Source organism: Erwinia sp. Leaf53 (genome assembly GCF_001422605.1).
Taxonomy (GTDB): Bacteria; Pseudomonadota; Gammaproteobacteria; order Enterobacterales; family Enterobacteriaceae; genus Erwinia.
Genome location: NZ_LMLK01000021.1, coordinates 419,880 through 442,577 on the forward strand (window position 1 = coordinate 419,880; position 22,698 = coordinate 442,577).

9 protein-coding genes and 1 pseudogene are annotated in these 22,698 nt (G+C 62.6%); all 10 read left to right on the forward strand.

Translation table 11 applies throughout. The features are described 5' to 3' along the window. Positions 1–610 precede the first annotated feature (610 nt). The 10 genes and pseudogenes from ASF13_RS13660 to ASF13_RS13700 all read left to right on the forward strand — a co-directional run bounded on the left by ASF13_RS13660 (position 611) and on the right by ASF13_RS13700 (position 22,676). Complete coding sequence (locus ASF13_RS13660; protein WP_072166380.1) at positions 611–1,297, forward strand: EAL domain-containing protein; 687 nt, start codon at positions 611–613, stop codon at positions 1,295–1,297. A 341-nt stretch (positions 1,298–1,638) separates the two neighbouring features. Continuing rightward, the gene (locus ASF13_RS24950; RefSeq protein WP_235515000.1) at positions 1,639–4,989 is read left to right on the forward strand and encodes a BapA prefix-like domain-containing protein; all 3,351 of its coding nucleotides are present in this window, start codon (positions 1,639–1,641) and stop codon (positions 4,987–4,989) included. Between the two features lie 2 nt (positions 4,990–4,991). Next, positions 4,992–11,333: an Ig-like domain-containing protein gene (locus ASF13_RS24375; protein WP_235515008.1), complete on the forward strand. Its 6,342-nt coding sequence runs from the start codon at positions 4,992–4,994 to the stop codon at positions 11,331–11,333. A 42-nt stretch (positions 11,334–11,375) separates the two neighbouring features. Then, a pseudogene (locus tag ASF13_RS25190) lies at positions 11,376–11,537 on the forward strand (Ig-like domain-containing protein); the annotation flags it as partial. A 12-nt stretch (positions 11,538–11,549) separates the two neighbouring features. Next, the gene (locus ASF13_RS25195; protein ID WP_255354453.1) at positions 11,550–11,765 is read left to right on the forward strand and encodes an Ig-like domain-containing protein; all 216 of its coding nucleotides are present in this window, start codon (positions 11,550–11,552) and stop codon (positions 11,763–11,765) included. Then, on the forward strand, positions 11,716–14,448 hold the full coding sequence (locus ASF13_RS13680) for an Ig-like domain-containing protein (protein ID WP_056237078.1): 2,733 nt from the start codon (positions 11,716–11,718) through the stop codon (positions 14,446–14,448). Before ASF13_RS25195 ends, ASF13_RS13680 begins: the two co-directional genes overlap by 50 nt. A 246-nt stretch (positions 14,449–14,694) precedes the next feature. Beyond that, the gene (locus ASF13_RS13685; protein ID WP_056237191.1) at positions 14,695–16,089 is read left to right on the forward strand and encodes a TolC family outer membrane protein; all 1,395 of its coding nucleotides are present in this window, start codon (positions 14,695–14,697) and stop codon (positions 16,087–16,089) included. Further along, positions 16,086–18,275, forward strand: a complete 2,190-nt coding sequence (locus ASF13_RS13690) for a type I secretion system permease/ATPase (protein ID WP_056237080.1) — start codon at positions 16,086–16,088, stop codon at positions 18,273–18,275. The genes ASF13_RS13685 and ASF13_RS13690 overlap by 4 nt, the downstream gene beginning before the upstream one ends. 100 nt (positions 18,276–18,375) lie before the next feature. Next, a complete protein-coding gene (locus ASF13_RS13695; protein ID WP_369814379.1) occupies positions 18,376–19,479 on the forward strand; it encodes an HlyD family type I secretion periplasmic adaptor subunit in 1,104 nt (367 codons plus the stop codon). 20 nt (positions 19,480–19,499) lie between these two features. After that, positions 19,500–22,676 carry a glycosyltransferase gene (locus tag ASF13_RS13700; RefSeq protein ID WP_056237081.1) on the forward strand — a complete coding sequence of 1,059 codons (3,177 nt, stop codon included), beginning with the start codon at positions 19,500–19,502 and terminating at the stop codon, positions 22,674–22,676. Positions 22,677–22,698 lie beyond the last annotated feature (22 nt).

A 22,698-nucleotide genomic window follows, 5' to 3' on the forward strand; every position in this document is an offset into this window, starting at 1 on the left:
CGTTAAAAATGGTCTATGACACGCGGACCATCCTTTAACACCACCTCATCACTCATCGTTGAATTTAAAGCAAATTTGTTTATTTAAGCCAAATTAATGTGACATTAATCACATTTTTACATAAAAATACCGTTTGAAAAATTAGTTTTTTTACTATTTTCACACTTGAGCAACACGAAACCCGAACAAAAAAACATCAGAATTACGACAAAAAAAGGGTAGAAAAACTTATCAATACCGCCAAAATTAGGATTAATCTTAATTAGGCATCAATTGTCGACTAAATGTTAAGCCTTTCTTAATTGAAAAAAGCCATGAATTTCATTTAATTACTCCTTAAGCCCCTCCCTCCTCCACCACAACCACCGATAAGTGAGACTAATCTCAAATCAACATCGGTGATTGTTTCCATATGGCAGCTAATGATAGGAATCAACTATCAAAACACCCTTGCAATCACATTTAAACCAATTTCAATTGCCTGAATTAAATGACTAAGCTCAAATTTACCTATAAATGGCACTTTCAGTGGGCTCCGTGTCTGCGGGCGCATGGAAAACCACTATCCATCAGGTCAACTAACTCTTTGGGCACGGGAAAGAACAGAAGTATGAATGTAAAACCTGATAATGAGCAGTTTGTCCTTGAACCCATCTATACGCAGACGGGAAACCTATTTGCCTTTGAGCTTTTGACTCACGTCGATCTCGCCCGTGGTAATGATGCCCTGAGCGACGGGCACGGTACTCCTTTGTTCCCCGCTTCGGCCCGCCAGCGCATTGCCCTGTTTGAAGAGCAGCTGGAGACCGTTGACCGACTGACCCGTGGCAGCCTGCTGCCGCCGCTGATCTCCGTCAACGTTGACGCCGATATCGCCGAACACGTGTTAAGCAGCAGTGACGTCACCCGCCGCACCTCCACCCTCGGCAGGCTGCGTTTTGAAATCAGCGAAGAGTATTCCCATCTCAACACCCCGGGTGGCGAGAAAATGCTGCAGCGGCTGTCACGCCACTGCCCGCTGTGGCTGGATCATTTCGGCGCGGGCAACTCCAGCCTGGTGACGGTGATCAACGGCAACTTTGAATACGTCAAGATCAATAAGAACTTCTTCTGGCGCTACGGCGAGAGCCATACCTTCGGCAATATCATTGAACATGTGATCCCCTACTGTAAGGGGGTGATTGTCGATGGCGTTGAAAATAATCAGTTTAAAGAGATTTTATTACCCTTCGATATTTCTGGTGTTCAGGGGTTTGTCTGGGAGCCCGGTAATATCCCGGTATTAGCAGCAAGCTGACTATGGAAAGTCAGTATTATAAAAAGAAGATGTAATTATAACTAACCGGAATAATGATCCGGACCCTGTTTTTTTATGCCCCTTAACTGGGGCGGCAGCGTCTTGTCTGTTTACTAAAGGAGTAACCGGTCAAACCAGTTTAACGAATTCAGCAAAGGGAGTTGTCGGGCTGTGGTTTTTCATCGCCCTTTAAAAGTTAAGTTTCATATAAAAATTAACAGTTTGAACGGTTAATAAAAACAAGGCATGACGTCTTTTCATCACGTAGTCAAATAAGTAAACGATTTGTCTCGGGGCCTTCTCCGCTGCCAAATGCCCAATCCTCATGGGAGTAAAAGTTTATGAACAACATAGCTGTAACCGGAAAGGAGAGCGGCGCGACCAACACCATCAATGGTGAAACGGTCACGCTGAACTCTCCCAGCGTTGTAAAGCTTAACCTGGAGCGAGCCGATATCGCGGCCACAACCCGCTCCGGGAATGATTTGATCGTAACGCTACATTCAGGCGAAAAAGTCGTACTGCAGAACTTCTTTGTCGCTGATGCCCAGGGCAATATCAGCGACTTAGTGATCGAGGATGGCCAGGGCGCACTCTGGTGGGTTGAAGATCCCGCGACCGGCTTCCACTTCACATCCATTGCCGGCATCGAAGGCCTGCTGGGTGGCGAAGCATCCAGCAACTATGCTGCCGGTCTGTCGTTCCTCGGTGCCGGCCTGCTGGGCGGCGGCGCCATGGCCCTCGGCCTTGGCGGATCGAATAGCGACAACAACGACACTAACAACGAAAGTGATTCCGACTCGGACTCCGACAGCGACTCCGATGCGGACGCCGATTCCGATGCGGACAGCGATTCCGATTCCGACAGTGACTCAGACTCCGACAGCGACAGCGACAGCGACTCAGACTCCGACAGCGACTCAGACTCCGACAGCGACTCCGATTCCGACAGCGACTCCGATTCCGACAGCGACTCCGATTCGGACAGCGACTCCGATTCCGACAGCGACGCAGACGCCGACAGTGATGCTGACGCTGATAGCGATGCTGACTCAGATAGTGACTCTGATTCCGACAGCGATGCCGATGCTGACAGCGATGCCGACGCAGATGCGGATGCCGATGCTGACTCAGACGCCGATGCGGATGCTGATGCGGACGCCGACGCCGATGCGGACGCTGACGCTGACGCCGATGCGGATGCCGATGCGGACGCTGACGCCGATGCGGATGCCGATGCCGATGCCGATGCCGATGCTGATGCCGACGCGGATGCGGATGCGGATGCCGATGCCGATGCCGACGCCGATGCCGATGCGGATGCGGACGCCGATGCCGATGCCGACGCCGATGCGGATGCCGACGCCGATGCGGATGCCGATGCGGATGCGGACGCCGATGCGGATGCCGATGCTGACGCCGATGCCGATGCCGACGCCGATGCGGATGCCGATGCTGACGCCGATGCCGATGCCGACGCCGATGCGGATGCGGATGCTGACGCCGATGCGGATGCTGACGCCGATGCCGATGCCGATGCCGATGCGGACGCCGATGCCGATGCCGATGCCGACGCCGATGCGGATGCCGATGCCGATGCCGATGCGGATGCGGACGCCGATGCGGATGCGGACGCCGATGCCGATGCTGACGCCGATGCCGATGCTGACGCCGATGCCGATGCCGATGCGGATGCGGACGCCGATGCCGATGCTGACGCCGATGCGGATGCTGACGCGGATGCCGATGCGGATGCGGATGCCGACGCCGACGCCGATGCCGATGCCGATGCCGACGCCGACGCCGATGCGGATGCGGATGCGGATGCTGACGCCGACGCGGATGCGGATGCCGACGCCGATGCGGATGCGGACGCCGATGCCGATGCCGACGCGGATGCGGATGCTGACGCCGATGCGGATGCGGACGCCGATGCGGATGCCGACGCCGACGCCGATGCCGACGCGGATGCGGATGCGGACGCCGATGCGGACGCCGATGCCGATGCCGATGCCGATGCCGACGCCGACGCCGACGCCGATGCGGATGCGGATGCTGACGCCGACGCGGATGCGGATGCCGACGCCGATGCGGATGCCGACGCCGATGCGGAGGATGCCGACGCCGACGCCGACGCCGATGCGGATGCGGATGCTGACGCCGACGCGGATGCGGATGCCGACGCCGATGCGGATGCCGACGCCGATGCGGACGCCGATGCCGATGCCGATGCCGATGCCGATGCCGACGCGGATGCGGATGCTGACGCCGATGCCGACGCCGATGCGGATGCCGATGCGGACGCCGATGCCGATGCCGATGCACGCGGATGGCCGATGCCGATGCCGATGCCGACGCGGATGCGGATGCTGACGCCGATGCCGACGCCGATGCGGATGCCGATGCGGACGCCGATGCCGATGCCGATGCCGATGCCGATGCCGATGCCGATGCCGATGCCGACGCCGATGCGGATGCCGATGCCGATGCCGATGCCGATGCGGACGCGGATGCCGATGCTGACGCCGATGCCGATGCCGATGCCGATGCCGATGCCGATGCGGACGCCGACGCCGATGCGGACGCCGATGCTGATGCCGATGCTGATGCCGATGCTGATGCCGATGCTGACGCCGATGCTGACGCCGATGCCGATGCGGATGCCGATGCGGATGCCGATGCGGATGCCGATGCGGATGCCGACGCGGATGCGGATGCGGACGCCGATGCGGATGCCGATGCGGATGCGGATGCGGACGCCGATGCGGATGCCGATGCCGATGCCGACGCCGATGCGGATGCGGATGCCGATGCCGATGCGGATGCCGACGCGGATGCCGATGCCGACGCTGACGCCGATGCGGATGCCGACGCCGATGCCGATGCCGATGCCGACGCCGATGCCGATGCCGATGCCGACGCCGATGCCGATGCCGATGCGGATGCCGATGCGGACGCCGATGCGGATGCCGATGCCGATGCGGATGCGGATGCCGACGCCGATGCGGATGCCGATGCCGATGCCGACGCCGACGCCGATGCGGATGCCGACGCCGATGCGGATGCCGACGCCGATGCGGATGCTGACGCCGATGCGGATGCCGACGCGGATGCGGACGCTGATGCCGATGCGGATGCTGACGCCGATGCCGATGCGGACGCCGATGCCGATGCGGATGCTGACGCCGATGCGGATGCCGACGCCGACGCCGATGCCGACGCCGATGCCGATGCGGATGCTGACGCCGATGCCGACGCCGATGCGGATGCCGATGCGGATGCGGATGCGGACGCCGATGCGGATGCTGACGCCGATGCTGACGCCGATGCGGATGCTGACGCCGATGCCGATGCCGACGCCGATGCTGACGCCGATGCCGATGCAGATGCGGACGCGGATGCCGATGCTGACGCCGATGCCGATGCCGATGCCGACGCCGACGCCGATGCGGACGCCGATGCCGACGCCGATGCGGATGCTGACGCCGATGCCGATGCCGACGCCGATGCGGATGCCGATGCTGACGCCGATGCCGATGCCGATGCAGATGCGGACGCGGATGCCGATGCTGACGCCGATGCCGATGCCGACGCCGACGCCGATGCAGATGCAGATGCGGATGCCGATGCAGATGCAGATGCCGATGCCCCTGACGCACCAACCGGCCTTGCGCTCTCTGTCAGTGGTCTGATTCTGACCGGTAACGGCGAACCAGGCGCGACGGTGAATGTACGCAGCGCCACCGGTGCTCTGCTGGGCACCTCTGTCGTGGAAGATGATGGTACCTTCTCCGTCACCCTAAACGCCGCGCAGCAGAATGGTGAAACGCTGAGCGTTACGCTGATCGATGCGGCAAATAACACTTCCGATCCAACCACCTATAACGCCCCGGATAACATTACGCCGGATGCGCCGACCGATCTGCTGCTGGATGCTGCAGGCCTGGTGTTGACCGGCAAAGGCGAAGCGGGTAACACCGTTAAGGTTTATGGCCCGAACGGTAACGTGATTGCCAGCGATGTGGTAGCAGATGACGGGACCTTCTCGATCACCCTGCCTGCCGCACAGATCAACGGCGAACAACTGACCATCACCCAGACCGACCCGGCCAATCATGTATCGCAGCCGGGCAGCGTGACCGCTCTCGATACCGTCACCCCGGATGCACCAACCGCCGTGGAAATTAACGACAGCGGTACGGTGGTAACGGGCCAGGGCGAAGCGGGCACCATCGCTAAGGTTTATGACGCACTGGGTAACCAGATCGGTTCAGCCACCGTTGACTCAGACGGCAGCTTCACCGTGGCGATCAGCCCGGCTCAGACCAACGGCGAATCGTTGACCGTCACTCTGACCGACGGCGCGAACCATATCTCACCGGCAGGAGAGGTTGACGCACCGGATACCACCACGCCGGATGCACCGACCGACCTGGCGCTTGATGCCACCGGCCTGATACTGACCGGCCGCGGCGAAGCAGGCGATACCATCGTCGTGCATGATGCAAAAGGTAACGTGGTCTCCACCACGCCAGCCGTTGTCACCGTGGCACCAGACGGAACCTTCACCCTGACCCTGCCATCCGCGCAGCTCAACGGTGAAACCCTGACCGTGACCCAGACCGACCCGGCAGGACATACCTCAGCGTCAGAGACCATCGTCGCCGAGGATATCCTTACGCCGGATGCACCAACCGACGTGGCGATCGACGATACCGGCAGCGTGATCACCGGTAAAGGCGAGCCAGGTACCACGGTTATCGTCTATAACGCGCTGGGCAACAGTATTGCCAACTCCACCGTGTTGGCGGACGGCACCTTCTCGGTCACCCTGCCAACGCCTCTGACCAACGGCGAAGAGCTGACCGTGGGCCTGATCGACGGCGTCGGCCATATCTCCCAACCGTCACCGGTGATTACCGCACCTGACACCACCACGCCGGATGCACCGACCGATCTGGCGCTTGACGCTAGCGGCACCGTGCTGACCGGTCGCGGCGAAGCGGGCGATACCATCATCGTTCACGGTGCAGACGGTAACGTTCTGACCACCATCCCGTCACCGGTGATCGTAGAAGCGGACGGCAGCTTTAGCCTGACCCTGGACAGCGCTCAGCTGAACGGCCAGACCCTGACCGTGACCCAGACCGATCCGGTTGGACACGTGTCACCGGCTGCGTCTTACCTCGCCGATGATACGGAAACACCGGATGCACCTACCGGCGTGGCAATCAACGACGCGGGCACCGAAGTAACCGGCCGTGGCGAACCGGGCACCACCGTTAACGTCACCAACGCCCAGGGCGGTGTCATCGGTACCGGCACCGTGCTGGCCGACGGCAGCTTTACCGTAACCCTGAGCCCGGCTCAGACTAACGGTCAGGCGCTTGACGTCACGCTGACCGACGGCGTAGGCCATGTTTCGCCGGCATACACCGTTACCGCCGCTGATACCACCACCCCGGATGCGCCGACCGACCTGACGTTTGATGCCTTCGGCATCGTGCTGAGCGGTAAAGGTGAGCCGGGCGATACGATCCTGGTTCGCGATGCCAACGGCATTGTGCTGACCACCGATCCATCGCCGGTCACCGTAAACGGAGACGGCACCTTCAGCCTGACGCTGCTTACCGCGCAGCTGAACGGTGAAACGCTGACCGTGACCCAGACCGATCCGGCTGGCCACGTCTCACCGTCCACCGCCATTACCGCCGTCGATATCACTACACCGGACGCACCAACCGGGGTAGCCATTGACGATACCGGTACTCTCGTTACCGGACGTGGCGAAGCGGGCACCACCGTTAACGTCACCAACGCGCTGGGTACGGTGATACTGGGTACGGCTATCGTGCAGTCTGACGGCAGCTTCAGCGTCACCCTCAACCCGGCTCAGACCAACGGTGAAACACTCGCCGTGACGCTGACCGACGGCGAGGGCCAAACCTCTACGCCGGCCACGGTGGATGCTACGGATACCACCACCCCGGATGCACCAACCGATCTGGCGCTTGACGCCACCGGCGTCGTGCTGACCGGTCGTGGCGAAGCGGGTAACACCATTATCGTTCATGGTGCCAACGGCAACGCGCTGACCACTGACCCGGCCGTGATAACCGTGGATGCTGACGGTAACTTCACGCTGGCGCTGACCACCGCGCAGCTGAACGGCCAGGTGCTGACCGTGACCCAGACCGATCCGGTCGGCCATGTTTCACCGGCAGCCAGCTACACCGCTGACGACACCACCAACCCGGACTCACCGACTAACCTCAATATCGCCGACGACGGGGTAACCCTGACCGGCAGAGGGGAAGCGGGGACCACGGTGACGGTGCGTGACGCCAGTAACAACCTGATCGGTACGGGTAGCGTCGAAGCCAACGGTAGCTTCACCATCATTCTGACCGAACCGCAGGATCAAGGCCTGGTGGTCAACGTGGTGCTGACCGATGCAGCTGGCCTCAGCTCACCGGTGACACCGGTAACGTCGCCAGGTCCGTTCTCTCTGGATGCGCCGACCGATCTGCAGGTCTCCCCAGATGGTCTTACCGTCACCGGTAGGGCTGAAACCGCAGGCCTGCTGTCCACAACCATCGTGGTTAAAAATGCCGCGGGTGTTACCGTCGGCACTGCTGTTCTGCTGATAAGCGGCGGCTTTACCGTCACGCTTGATTCACCTCAGGTGAACGGTGAAGTCCTGTACGTTAGCGTGCAGAACACGGGGGCGAACCTCTACTCTCCGGCAGCCACGGTCACGGCTCTGGACATTACGACACCTGACGCACCGACGGATCTGTTGCTGTCAGATAACGGTCTGATCCTCACCGGACGGGGTGAAGCAGGTGACGTGGTGACGGTGAAAAATGCCGCCGGCAGTACGCTCGGCTTCAGCACCGTGGCGGCAGACGGCACCTTCAGCGTCACGCTGAGCGGCGCCCAGCTGAACGGCCAGGTGCTGAGCGTGACCCAGACCGACCCGGTTGGCCACGTCTCACCTGCCGCGACCACCACGGCCAATGACACCACCACGCCGGACGCGCCGACCAACCTCGACGTGATTGAGGAGGGAACCCGACTGACCGGTCTCGGTGAGCCTGGCGCCACGGTAACGGTGAGAAACGCCAGCGGTACGCTGCTCGTTACCACTCAGGTAGATACCGACGGCACCTTCAGTGTGATTCTGTCGCCGGCGCAGGCCAACGGTGAAACGCTGACCGTGACCCAGACCGACGCGGCCGGACTGACCTCTCCGGCGGCCAACGTTATCGCGGAGGATATCACTACCCCGGATGCGCCAACTGACCTCGCCGTTTCCGCCAACGGACTGGTGCTCACCGGTAACGGTGAAGCCGGCGATACCGTCACCGTCCGCAACGCGGCTGGCACGGCACTGGGTACCGCTCTGGTGGCCAGCAACGGCACCTTCTCCGTGAATCTGAGCGCCGCTCAGCTGAACGGCCAGGTCCTGAGCGTCACCCAGACCGACCCGGCAGGCCATACCTCTCCGGCGGGCACCACCACGGCTGCGGATATCACCACGCCGGATGCACCGACCAATCTGGTTCTGTCCGATAACGGGCTGTTCCTGAGCGGACGGGGTGAAGCGGGCGATATCGTCACCGTGAAGTCGGCTGCCGGCGCCATTCTGGGCACCGCAACCGTTCTGGCCGATGGCACCTTCTCCGTGGAACTGAGCGCCGCTCAGTTGAACGGTCAGGTTCTGTCCGTCAGCCAGACTGACCCGGTTGGGCACGTCTCCGCCTCTGCCACGCTGAACGCGGCCGATACCATCACGCCGGATGCACCGGTGGTAACCGCGCTCTCCGCCAACGGTCTGGTATTAACCGGTACCGGTGAAGCGGGCGACACGGTAGTGGTGAAAAATGCTGCAGGTACCACGCTGGGCACCGTCCAGGTCGGCGCTGATGGCACCTTCTCCGTGAATCTGAGCCCTGCTCAGCTGAACGGTCAGGTCCTGAGCGTTACCCAGACTGACCCGGCAGGCCATATCTCTGCGGCAACGCCATACACCGCCGCAGACGTCACCACGCCTGATGCGCCGACTAACCTTGCGTTGTCTGCCAACGGCCTGGTGCTGACCGGTCGTGGCGAAGCGGGTGATACCGTTACCGTGAAATCGGCCGCCGGCGTGACGCTGGGCACCACGGTTGTGCTGGCTGACGGCACCTTCTCCGTGGAACTGAGCGCCGCTCAGCTTAACGGTCAGGTGCTGAACGTCACCCAGACCGATCCGGCGCTGCACGTCTCACCAGCGGCCAGCTACACGGCTGCCGACGTCACCACGCCGGACGCACCGGTAGTGACCGCACTCTCCGTCAACGGGCTGGTGTTAACCGGTACCGGCGAAGCGGGCGACACCGTTAACGTGAAATCGGCTGCCGGCATTACGCTGGGCACCGCGATTGTGCTGGCTGACGGCAGCTGGTCCGCCACCCTGAGCCCGGCTCAGCTGAACGGCCAGGTCCTGTCTGTTACCCAGACCGATCCGGTAGGTCATATCTCTGCGGCAACGCCATACACCGCGGCCGACGTCACCACCCCGGATGCGCCGACTAACCTCGCGCTGTCTGCAGATGGCCTGACGCTGACCGGGCGTGGCGAAGCGGGTGATACCGTTACCGTGAAATCGGCCGCCGGCGTGACGCTGGGCACCGCGGTTGTGCTGGCTGACGGCACCTTCTCCGTAGGTCTGAGCGCCGCTCAGCTTAACGGACAGGTTCTGAGCGTCACCCAGACCGACCCGGCGCTGCACGTCTCACCGGTTGCCCCTTACACGGCGGCGGACATCACCACGCCGGATGCACCGGTGGTGACCGCACTCTCCGCGAACGGGCTGGTATTAACCGGTACCGGCGAAGCGGGCGACACCGTCATCGTGAAATCGGCTGCCGGCGTCACGCTGGGCACCGCGCTGGTCGCGGCCAACGGCTCCTTCTCCGTGACGCTGGGTTCTGCCCAGCTCAACGGCCAGGTGCTGTCGGTCACCCAGACCGATCCGGTGGGCCACGTTTCCGCTGCTACACCGTACACCGCGGCCGACGTGACCACCCCGGATGCGCCAACTAACCTGGCGCTCTCCCCTGACGGTCTGACCCTGACCGGACGTGGCGAAGCGGGCGATACCGTTACCGTGAGAACGGCGGCGGGCGTCTCGCTGGGGACCACGATTGTGCTGGCGGATGGCACCTTCTCCGTAGGCCTGAGCGCCGCTCAGCTGAACGGACAGGTCCTGAGCGTCACCCAGACCGATCCGGCGCTGCACGTTTCACCGGCGGCCGGCATCACCGCTTCCGACAGCACCTCCCCGGATGCACCGACGGCGCTGACGCTGTCTGCTGACGGGCTGACGCTGAGCGGACGCGGCGAAGCGGGCGACACCATCACCGTGAAATCGCTGACCGGTGTCACCCTCGGTACCGGGCTGGTCCTGTCCGACGGCACCTTCACCGCGACGCTGAGCCCGGCTCAGCTGAACGGCCAGGTGCTGTCGGTCATCCAGACCGATCCGGTGGGGCAGGTCTCGCAGCCGGCCAGCTACACCGCGGCCGACGTGACCACCCCGGACGCACCAACCGGCCTCACGCTGGCGGCCAACGGCATCACGCTGACCGGACGTGGCGAAGCGGGCGACACCATTACCGTGAAGTCTGCGGCAGGCGTCACCCTCGGCACCACGGTCGTGGCGGCTGACGGCACCTTTACCGCGACGCTGAGCCCGGCTCAGCTGAACGGCCAGGTGCTGTCGGTCACCCAGACCGACCCGGCGCTGCACGTGTCACCGGCTGGCAGCGTCACCGCGGCCGACGTGACCACCCCGGACGCGCCGACCAACCTCGCGCTGGCGGCAGACGGCATCACGCTGACCGGACGTGGCGAAGCGGGCGATACCGTCATCGTGAAGAACGCAGCAGGCACCACGCTGGGCACCGCGCTGGTGCTGGCTGACGGCACCTTCACCGCGACGCTGAGCCCGGCTCAGCTGAACGGCCAGGTGCTGTCGGTTAGTTACTGAACAGCAGCGCCAGGCCGAAGATAATGGCGCGAAGCGGGCGATACCGTCATCGTGAAGAACGCAGCAGGCACCACGCTGGGCACCGCGCTGGTGCTGGCTGACGGCACCTTCACCGCGACGCTGAGCCCGGCTCAGCTGAACGGCCAGGTGCTGTCGGTCACCCAGACCGACCCGGCGCTGCACGTTTCACCGGCGGGCAGCGTCACCGCGGCCGACATCACCACGCCGGACGCACCGACCAACCTCGCCCTGACGGCCAACGGCATCACGCTGACCGGACGTGGCGAAGCGGGCGATACCGTCATCGTGAAGAACGCAGCAGGCACCACGCTGGGCACCGCGCTGGTGCTGGCTGACGAGCGAAGCGGGCGATACCGTCATCGTGAAGAACGCAGCAGGCACCACGCTGGGCACCGCGCTGGTGCTGGCTGACGGCACCTTCACCGCGACGCTGAGCCCGGCTCAGCTGAACGGCCAGGTGCTGTCGGTTACCCAGACCGACCCGGCTAACCACGTGTCACCGGCCGCCAGCTATACCGCTGCCGACGTGATTACCCCGGATGCGCCGACCAACCTCGTGCTGGCGGCCAACGGCATCACGCTGACCGGACGTGGCGAAGCGGGCGACACCGTCACCGTGAAAAACGCAGCTGGCGTAACGCTGGGCACCGCGCTGGTGCTGGCTGATGGCACCTTCACCGCAACGCTGAGCCCGGCTCAGCTGAACGGCCAGGTGCTGTCGGTCACCCAGACCGACCCGGCACTGCACGTGTCACCGGCGGGCACCGTTAACGCAGCCGACATCACCACGCCGGATGCGCCGACCAACCTCGCGCTCTCCACTAACGGTCTGATCCTGACCGGCCGTGGCGAAGCGGGCGATACGGTGCTGGTGAAATCGGCGGCAGGCGTCACCCTGGGCACCGCCCTGGTGGCCGCTGACGGCACCTTCTCCGCGACGCTGAGCCCGGCTCAGCTGAACGGTCAGGTCCTGTCGGTGACCCAGACCGATCCGGTTAACCACGTGTCGCCAGCCGCCAGCTACACCGCGGCCGACGTCACCACGCCGGATGCACCGACCAACCTCGCGCTCTCTGTCAACGGTCTGACGTTGAGCGGGCGTGGTGAAGCCGGTGATACGGTAACGGTCAAAACCGCTGCGGGTGCCATTCTCGGCACCACGGTGGTTCTGGCTGACGGCAGCTTCTCCGTAGGTCTGAGCGCGGCTCAGCTCAACGGTCAGGTTCTGACAGTGACGCAGACCGACCCGGCGAACCACACCTCACCGACCGCCAGCTATACCGCGGCCGATGTCACCACCCCGGATGCGCCGACTAACCTCGCCATCTCTGCCAACGGGCTGGTGATCACCGGTAGCGGCGAAGCCGGCGATACGGTCACGGTGAAAAACGCCGGGGGTACCATACTCGGTACCGGTACGGTGCTGGCTAACGGCACGTTCAGCGTCACGCTGAACGCGGCGCAGACCACCGGGGCAACGCTGTCGGTAACGCAGACTGACCCGGCTAACCACACCTCCGCAGCCGGTACGGTGCTCGGTGTGATTAACGTGGTGGCGGCAAATGATGCGGCAACGCTGAATTACACCACCACCCTGTCCGCGCCGGTGACCACCGCAATCACCAGCGTGAGCGGTAGCTCGCTGGCGAACGTCGGTCTGGGCAACGTGCTGAACCTCAGCCTGCTGAACGCCAACCAGTACCTCAGCCTGAGCGTGGGTGCAGGTTCGACGCGTACCCTTGACCTGGTCGGTAAACTGACCAGTCTGTTGAGCGTCGGTACGCTGACGGAAGACCTGGTGGTGTACAAGTTCAACGCGACCTCTAACCAGTGGGAAGTGTATGACCGTGCATCGAACTACGTTTCGCTGACGGCCACGCTGATTAACCTGGGCAACAGCAGCACCGGTGCCGCTCACTCCGTCACGCTGACCTCCGGTCAGTACGCGGTGGTGATGGGTGCCGTCAGTACCAACGTCACGCTGCTGATGAATAACACCATCACCACCAGCAATGACCGTACCACCACAGAACTGACCGGCACTGGCAACACCAGCAGCGGCAACGTTCTGACCAACGACACCAGTTCTGCGGCGGGCAACATCCCGACGGGAACCGCGGTGACCTCGGTCAACGGTACGGCGGTCACGGCTGCGGGCACCACCATTGCCGGTGCCCACGGTACGCTGGTAATTAAGTCAGACGGTACTTACACCTACACCCTGACTTCCGGTGTTAACGCGGCGCTGGCGACAGGTACGGAGCACTTTACCTACGTCATCACCACGCCAAACAACGGCACCAGCACCGCAACGCTGAATATCACGCTGACCCACGGAGCAAGCGCCACCAGCTTCAGTCTGCTGTCAACCGACACAGACTCGTTGGATGCGGACAGCCTCGTGACCGCCAGCGCGCTGCAGACCACCACCACGGTTACCGGCAACGTTCACAGTGGCGACACTGCGGACCATACCGGCAGCACCCTGGCGATCGGCGGCACGACGCTCAGCGAAACGGGTACCACCGCAACCACGGTTGACGGCCTGTACGGCACACTGACTATCAACGCAGACGGCTCTTACAGCTATGCGCTGAATGAGGGTATCGCAGCAGCGGATATCACTCAGAAGGAAGTGTTCGAGTTCAGCCTGACCGAGGCCAACGGCACGACAACTGCGGAGACGCTGACGGTGGATCTGGCTCAGACCCTCACCGGCACCGATGCAGCTGACCAGCTCAGCGGCAGTGCTTACGACGACACCTTCACCCTCGGTGGCGGCGCGGATACCGTGGTGTTCCATCTGCTGGATGCAGAGGACGCCACGGGTGGCAACGGCGTGGATACCATTACCGACTTTACCGTCGGTCAGGACCACATCGATGTCTCCGAGCTGCTCGAAGGCTGGGATGGTTCAGCGGATACCATCGGTAACTTCGTCTCTGTGGAACACAAAGACGGCAACACCGTGGTCTCCATCGACCGTGACGGCACCGACGGCACCCAGTTCAGCTCTACCGAACTGGTCACGCTGGAGAACGCCACCGTTACCCTGGAAGAGTTGTTACAGCAGCAGAACAACACCGTGTCTTAACGGCGGGGTGAGGATGAAAACGGGCACAGGGACGTGCCGCTAAGGATTTGCCAGGGGCCGGTGGCGACTGCCGCCGGTCCCCTGTTTCCTGTTAAGGGTTAGCTGAAGGAGTAATTGGGATTGTTACATGACAAAAAAGTACCTGGCCGTATCAAAGGGCAACACGTCAGACAGCAACAACAGCAAACAGGAAAAACAATGACGTCAAGATTTCGTCACGGTAAACGCAGCGCGGCAGCCCTTCTGATGCTGACCGGCGCACTTATTCCTTACCATTCAGCCTTCGCCGAAGCGCTGGATGAAGACTCCCCCGCGCGCATCAGCGCCAATCGTTTAGTCCCCCAGCAGGATCTGCCCAGCCTGACCGGCGTGGTCCCCGAGCAGTTTCAGGATAAAAGCCCACCGACGCTGAACATCAGCCAGGCGGTGCAGCGCGCCGTGCAGTGGCACCCTGATATTGCCGAACAGGTGGGAAAACTGTTTGAGCAGGACGAGCAGGTGAACTACGCCCGCTCCAAATACTATCCGCAGATTAGCGGCGGCATTAACAACAGCATTGCCAACAACTACGCCGGCCACGGCTACAGCCCCGGCCTGGTGTTATCCATTTCACAGATGCTGTATGACTTTGGCAAAGTCGACAGCTCGGTGCGTTCCGCCAGTGCAGGCGTGGCGCAGCAGCAGGCTAACGTACTGGTGTCCATCGATAAAATTGGCCACGATACCGCCGCTGCCTTAGTCCAGGTGCAGGGTTATCAGCAGCTGGTCAACATTGCCCAGCAGCAGTTAGATTCACTCAACAGCATCGGCGGCCTGGCGCAGCAGCGCAACGATGAAGGGGCCAGCTCGCTCTCCGACGTGGTGCAGACCAACACCCGTATCGAAGGCGCACGGGCGACCTTAATGCAGTACCGTGCCAACCTCGACCGCTGGCGCGCCACCCTGGCCACCTATCTCGGCTGGCAGGCGGTCAATAAAGTCAGCGACGATTTTCCGAAAAAACTGCAGAACGCCTGCCAGGTGATGCAGCCGGATGACCGGCTGATCCCGACGGTGCTGGCGGCCTGGGCGGCGGCCAATAAAGCGCAGGCCGGCGTCGATTACGCCAACGCCCAGCGCATGCCGACCATCTCGCTGGAGCCGACGGTCACCCACTACCTTAACGATAAGTATCCGAACAGCGCCACCATCGATCGCACCCAGTACTCCGCCAACCTGAGAGTGGAGATGCCGCTGTACCAGGGCGGCGGGCTGGACGCCACACGCAACGCCGCCCAGCATACGCTGGAAGCCGCCAACGCCCAGGTGCGCTCCGCCCGCCTGCAGGCGCGTCAGCAGCTGAGCGCGTCGCAGAATGAGGCGCTCAGCCTCAGCACCACCCTGGCGATCCAGGCACGCCAGCAGGCGCTGGGCCAGAAAACCCGCGAATTGTATCAGCAACAGTACCTGGAGTTAGGTACCCGTCAGCTGCTGGACGTGTTGAACGCCGAGCAGGAAATTTACCAGTCACGTTTTACCGAGCAGCAGACCATCGCCCAGTTGCGCACCCTGCAGCTGGACTGTCTGTACAGCACCGGCCATATTCGCAGTGCCTTTGCTCTGGATAACCAGACCATTCAGCAAGTGGAGATCCAGCCATGAGCCAGGTGATACAGGAACCGCAGGCGGACGCCGACGACGGCGAAAAAAGCCCGATCAACAGCTGGGTTGCGGCGATCGGGCTGATCGCCGCGCACTACCGGCTGGAGTACTCGCCCGGAGGCCTGAAGGCCGCCGCCGGCTGGCAGCAGCAGAAGCCGCTGGCAGCGACGATTAAAAATCTCGGGCGTCAGGCCGGACTGAACGCCCGTCTGCTGGATGCACGAGAGGACGAGATCTCCAGCTGGCGACTGCCGCTGGCGGTTGAGTTAAAGGATGGCCAGGTCGGCGTCATTGAGCGCTTCGACGGTAAGGACACCGTCGGCATCAACTTTATCAACGACGCCCAGCTGGTCACCGAAGTGTCGTTCAGCGGGCTGCTGCCGGATATCCGCCACGTGGCCGCCTTCCGCCCGATTGCGGTAGCCCGCGACGTGCGCGCCGACAGCTATGTGCAAACCTACAAGCCGGACTGGCTGAAAAGCCTGGTGCTGCGCGACCTGAAGCCTTACTGGTACGTGATGCTGGCGGCGCTGATCATCAACACCCTGGCGTTAGCCGGTATCGTGTTCTCGATGCAGGTGTACGACCGGGTGATCCCGGCGCAGTCCTACCCGACGCTGTACGTTCTGTTTGGCGGCGTGCTGATCGCCGTGTTCTTCTCCTTTATGATGCGCCAGACGCGCAGCCACATTACCGACATCCTCGGCAAGCGTGCCGATATCCGCGTCTCCGACCGGGTATTCGGCCACGCCTTACGGCTGCGTAACAGCGCCGTGCCCCGCTCCACCGGCAGCTTTATCTCCCAGGTGCGCGAGCTGGAGCAGGTGCGCGAGATGGTCACCTCCAGCACCGTCTCGGCGATCGTCGACCTGCCGTTCTTCTTCCTGTTTGTTGTCGTGCTGGCGATTATTTCACCGCACCTGGCGTGGATCGCGCCGGTTGCCGCGGTGCTGATGATCGTCCCCGGCCTGCTGCTGCAGAAAAAACTGGCGGGGCTGGCGCGTCAGGCGACGATGGAGAGCACCCTGCGTAACGCCATTCTGGTGGAGAGCCTGCAGGGGCTGGAAGATATCAAGCTGATGCAGGCCGAACAGCGCTTCCAGCAGCAGTGGAACAGCTATATCCAGATCACCGCGCAGTCCGGGGTCAGAACCCGGCATATCACCCAGGGGCTGATCAACTGGGGCAGTACCATTCAGAACCTGGTGTACGCGGTGGTGATCGTGATCGGCGCGCCGATGGTGATTGAAGGTCAGATCACCACCGGTGCCATCGTCGCGGCTTCCATGCTCTCTTCCCGTATGGTTGCCCCGATGGCCAGCCTGTGCGGCGTGCTGGCGCGCTGGCAGCAGGTGAAATCGGCCAAAGAGGCGCTGGACGCGATCATGCAGCTGCCGGTGGAAAACGGCGGCGACGAAGCGCGGGTGCACTGCGCCTCGCTGTACGGCGACTACCTGTTCAACTCGGCGGTGTTCCGCTATGACCCGAAATCCCGCGTGGACGCGCTGCGCGTTGCCAAGCTGCAGATCCGCCGCGGCGAGCGCATTGCGGTACTGGGGCGCAACGGTGCCGGTAAATCCACCTTCCTGCAGGCGCTGGCCGGCGGAATGGATCTGGTCTCCGGCGAACTGCGGCTGGACAACCTCAGCCTGCCGCATATCGACGTCGCCGACCTGCGGCGCAATATTGGCCTGCTGACCCAGAACGCCCGCCTGTTCCACGGCACGCTGCGCGATAACCTGACCATGGGTGCCCCGCACGCGCGCGATGAAGATATCTTTGCCGCCCTTGAGGTGTCCGGCGGCGCGGAGTTTATCAAAAAGCTGTCGCTGGGGCTGGAGCATAAAATCATGGAGGGCGGGCTGGGGCTGTCCGGCGGCCAGCGCCAGTCGGTGCTGCTGGCGCGCATGCTGCTGCGCGATCCGAATATCGTGCTGCTGGACGAACCTACCGCCTCGCTGGATGAACACACCGAACGGGACTTTATCCAGCGGCTGAACGGCTGGCTGGACGGCAGAACGCTGATTGTCGCCACCCACCGCGCGGCGGTGCTGGAGCTGGCCAACCGCGTGCTGGTGCTGAAAGAGGGTGCGCTGGTGATGGATGCGCCGAAAGAGAAGGCGATGAACCGCGCCCATGAGAAGCAACGCAATCAGGAGCTGAGCGATGAAAATAAAACTGCCTGACGCTAACCGCTTTGACGGTGCCACCATCTCGCTGGACACCGACCTGGATAACACTAACAGCGATGAGAGCAAGCTGGCCGGTTCGGTGCGCGTGGTGTGGATGGCCGCTGCCCTGCTGCTGGTGGCCGGCACCTGGGCCTGGTTCGGTACCCTGGATGAGGTCTCCACCGGCACCGGCAAGGTGATCCCCAGCTCGCGTGAGCAGGTCCTCTCCTCGCTGGACGGCGGCATCCTCGCCGGGCTGAGCGTGCGCGAAGGCACCGAGGTCAAAGCCGGGCAGATCGTCGCCTGGCTCGACCCGACCCGTTCCGAGTCCAGCGTCGGTGAAAGCGCGGCGCGCTACCGGGCGGCGCTGGCCTCGGCCACCCGCCTGACCGCCGAAGTCAACGATGAGAAGCTGACCTTCCCCGCCGAGCTGGAAAAATACCCTGACCTGCTGGCCTCCGAGCGCCGCCTGTTTAACACCCGCCGCGCGCAGATGACCGACTCGGAGCGGCAGATTAAAGAGTCGCTGGACCTGGTAAAACGCGAGCTGACGCTGACCGAGAGGCTGGCCAACAGCGGTGCCGCCAGTAACGTGGAGGTGCTGCGCCTGCGCCGCACCAAGGCCGACCTCGACCTGAAGCTGACCGACCTGCGCTCGCAGTATTACGTGCAGGCGCGCGAGGAGCTGGCGAAAGCCAACGCCGAAGCCGCCTCGCTCACTGAGGTGATCAAGGGGCGCAGCGACTCGGTACAGCGCCTGACCGTGCGCTCGCCGATGCGCGGCATCGTCAAAAATATCAAGGTCAACACCATCGGCGGGGTGATCCCCCCGAACGGCGATCTGATGGAGATCGTGCCGCTCAACGATCAGCTGCTGATTGAAGCGCGGCTGTCGCCGCGGGATATCGCCTTTATCCACCCTGACCAGAAGGCGATGGTGAAAATCAGCGCCTATGACTACGCCATCTACGGCGGACTGGACGGCGTGGTCGAGTCGATCTCCCCCGACACCATTCAGGATGAGACCAAACCTGAAATCTACTACTACCGCGTGTTTATCCGCACCAACGTCGACTTCCTGACCAACAAGCTGGGCAAACATTTCGCCATCAGCCCCGGCATGGTCTCGACCGTTGACATCAAAACCGGCGAAAAAACCATCATCGACTATCTGTTCAAACCGTTTAACCGGGCCAAAGAAGCACTGCGCGAGCGCTAATCATCTCTGGAGGAGAAGATATGTTATTAAGCACGTTATTACAGGCAGCCCGCCAGCCGGCGGAAAACTTAGTGGTCGCCGCATTACCGGAAAATTACCCGCAGTGGGTGCTGTTTTTTAGCGTCAGCGACGGTCAGCAGCAGGCCCATACGCAGATCGCCACCGGCAGCAGCTTTGAACAGGCGTGGGCCAGCGGCAGCGCGCTGCTGGAGGCGTGGAACGCAGAACAGCAGCAGGAGATCCGCTGGCTGCGCGTTGACGTGGTCGATGAGGTGATGCCCTGCGCGTGGGGCGAGCTGCAGCGCCGCCTGAGCAATAACAAACGTAACTACTACCGCCGCGGGCTGGCCTTTGACGCCGGTTTTAACGTGGCGATGCTGCCGCAGGAGCTGGGTGCCTGGGCGATTCTGTACGACGCTGCCACGCCGGTGGCGATCCCTAACGCCGGTAACCTGGAAAACTACGGCAAAAAACGTTATGGCACGCCGCTGAGCTGGCCGACCGACGACGAACAGACGCTGTGGACCTTCAACATCCGCGGGCTGTTCGCCGACGCCAGCGGCATCTGGCCGATTGAAAACCAGGGTCGGCATCACGGCTATCGCCGGGTAGAGAACTGGCCGGGGCCACAGCTGCCGGAGGTGATTACCCGCGCCAGCCACTATCTGGCGGGTGAAATCAACGCGGGGGGCGACTTTAACTACGGCTGGTTCCCCTGCTTTGACCGCCCGATCCCCTCGACCAACGCCCTGCGCCACGCCAGCTCCACCTATGCGCTGCTCGAAGGCTGGGAGGTCACCCAGGACCCGCAGCACCTGGCCGCCATTGAACGCGCCCTCGGCCACCTGTGCCGCGACCTGATCCGCACGCTGCGGCTGCCCGACGGCAGCGACGCCGATTTCCTGGTGGACGTTGGCAATGAGATCAAGCTGGGCGGCAACGCGGTGTCGATCCTTGCGCTGGCGAAATACACCGAGCTGACCGGCGATCGGCAGTACCTGGCACAGATGGAGCGGCTGGCCAACGGCATCGGCTCTATGCAGATGGCCGATAAATCCTTCGTCCACGTGCTTAACTACCCGGACCTGACGCTGAAGGCCGCCCACCGCATCATCTACTACGATGGCGAAGCCGCCTTTGCCCTGATGCGCCTGTACGGCATTACCCGCAACCCGCGCTGGCTGCAGCTGGTTGAAACCGCCTTCGATTACTTTATCGAGCAGAAGCACTGGCAGGCCCACGACCACTGGCTGAGCTACTGCGTTAACGAACTGACGCTGTACCGCCCGGAAGCGCGCTACTACCAGTTCGGCCTCGACAACGTGCGCGATCACCTCGACTTTGTCACCCACCGCATCACCACCTACCCGACGCTGCTGGAGCTGATGATGGCGGCACAGCGGATGATCACCCGTATCGCCGCGGACGAGCAGCATCAGGGGCTGCTGGCCGGCTTCGATATGGTGAAGTTCGACCAGGCGCTGGAGGCCCGCGCCCGCTACCTGCTGAACGGCTTCTTCTGGCCGGAGCTGGCGATGTTCTTCCGCAACCCGGGGCGTATCGTCGGCAGCTTCTTTATCCGTCACCACGGCTTCCGCGTGCGCATCGATGACGTGGAGCACTACCTCTCCGGCTATGTCGCTTACCTGAAGTACGCGCGGGCGAACCAGGCGAAAGCGAAGGCCGACGCGCGGGCAAAACGCCTGCAGGCCAGCGACAGCGCCCTGCCCGCCGCGCGGTTAACGCCCGCCGTGCGCGAGCCGCGCATCCTGTTCCTCAGCGAGAACCTGCGTGAGGTGGGCAACGGCATTGAGGTGGCGACCCTGCGCCGCGTCAGGCTGTTTAACGACTACCTGAATCTTGACCCGACGATCCTGATCTCCTCGTTCAATCCGCAGCTGGCTGAGACGGTGGCGCGCTTTAAAGCCAGCGGCAGGCTGCCGCAGCGCACCCGGGTAATGAGCCTCTACGACTGGCTGGCGCCGCTGTGTGACGGCGGCAAACTGGCGCCGCTGACGGCTATCGCCGAGGGGCTGCTGCTGAGAGCGACCGACGCGCTGCCCGGCGGGCTGCACCTGCGGCAGTACGCCCTGCCGGGTCGTGAAAAAGAGCTGTGCTATGAAGATCTGATCGATGCCCGCCAGCGCATCGTACTGCGCAGGCACTACCAGCTGCGTCAGCAGAAAAGCGTGCTGGCTGAAATCGAGGCCGGGCAGCCGTCCGGCCACAGCGTCAGCTGGGCCAGCGAGGCGCTGTTTAACGCGGCAATGGCCGGCATGTGCCTCGACCCGGCGGTGGAGTGGCACTTTGTGGTGGATAAGAACCGGCCGTGGCTGGAGTTTATGCGCCTCAGCCCGCAGAAATACTGCAACGGTACGCTCACCAGCGTGCTGCACTCCACCCATAAGCTGAACGGGCGCCTGAAAGCCAGCTACGCCCAGGTCCTCAACAGTCATCCGGCCTACGACCGCCTGGTGGTGCTGACCGACGAGCAGCAACATGACCTGGTCGCATCCGGTTTCCCGGCCGGTAAACTGAGCGTGCTGCCTAACCATATTGATAACCCCCATGCGGGTAAAAAAGTCAGCAAAGTGAACAGCAAAAACGTGCTCTGTATGGCACGTTACTCACCCGAGAAACGCCATGAGTCGCTGATCCGCGTGTTTGAAAAAGTCCTGGAGGCGGTACCGGACGCGCAACTCCATACCTATGGCGTCGGCCCGTTGCGTAACAGCCTGCAGCAGCAGGTGGCACAGAAGGGGCTGGCGGCGCAGATCCATATCAACGGCTACAGCGCTGACCTGGCTGAGATCCATCGCCATAGCTGCTGCTCGGTGACCTGCTCCGATCAGGAGGGCTTCTCACTGTTCGGCCTGGAGTCGCTGGCCTGGAGTACGCCGCTGGTAGGCTTCGACGTCGACTACGGACCGCGCGCGCTGATTAGCCACTTCCGCGCCGGTAAGCTGGTGGCGGACGGCGATGAAGACGCACTGGCCGCCACGCTGATCGACCTGCTGCAGCACCCGGGCAAGCTGCGCGCCCTGCGCGCCGGTGCGGTCAACAGCGCCGCGCGCTTCTTCACCCCGGTGATTGCCGAACGCTGGCAGCAGTGGTGGGACGAGATGCGCCAGCTGGCGGCAGGGCGGGCCGGACGGCAGGCAGAGCCTGTGGCACAGACAAGGACGGCGGTAGAATAACGCCCGCCAACCCGCGCCGCCG

Bases quoted from the DNA above. Each gene is read 5' to 3' on its own strand.
- ASF13_RS13660 (WP_072166380.1), top strand. From the start codon at position 611: ATGAATGTAAAACCTGATAATGAGCAGTTTGTCCTTGAACCCATCTAT.
- ASF13_RS24950 (WP_235515000.1), top strand. From the start codon at position 1,639: ATGAACAACATAGCTGTAACCGGAAAGGAGAGCGGCGCGACCAACACC.
- ASF13_RS13685 (WP_056237191.1), top strand. From the start codon at position 14,695: ATGCTGACCGGCGCACTTATTCCTTACCATTCAGCCTTCGCCGAAGCG.
- ASF13_RS13690 (WP_056237080.1), top strand. From the start codon at position 16,086: ATGAGCCAGGTGATACAGGAACCGCAGGCGGACGCCGACGACGGCGAA.
- ASF13_RS13695 (WP_369814379.1), top strand. From the start codon at position 18,376: ATGGCCGCTGCCCTGCTGCTGGTGGCCGGCACCTGGGCCTGGTTCGGT.
- ASF13_RS13700 (WP_056237081.1), top strand. From the start codon at position 19,500: ATGTTATTAAGCACGTTATTACAGGCAGCCCGCCAGCCGGCGGAAAAC.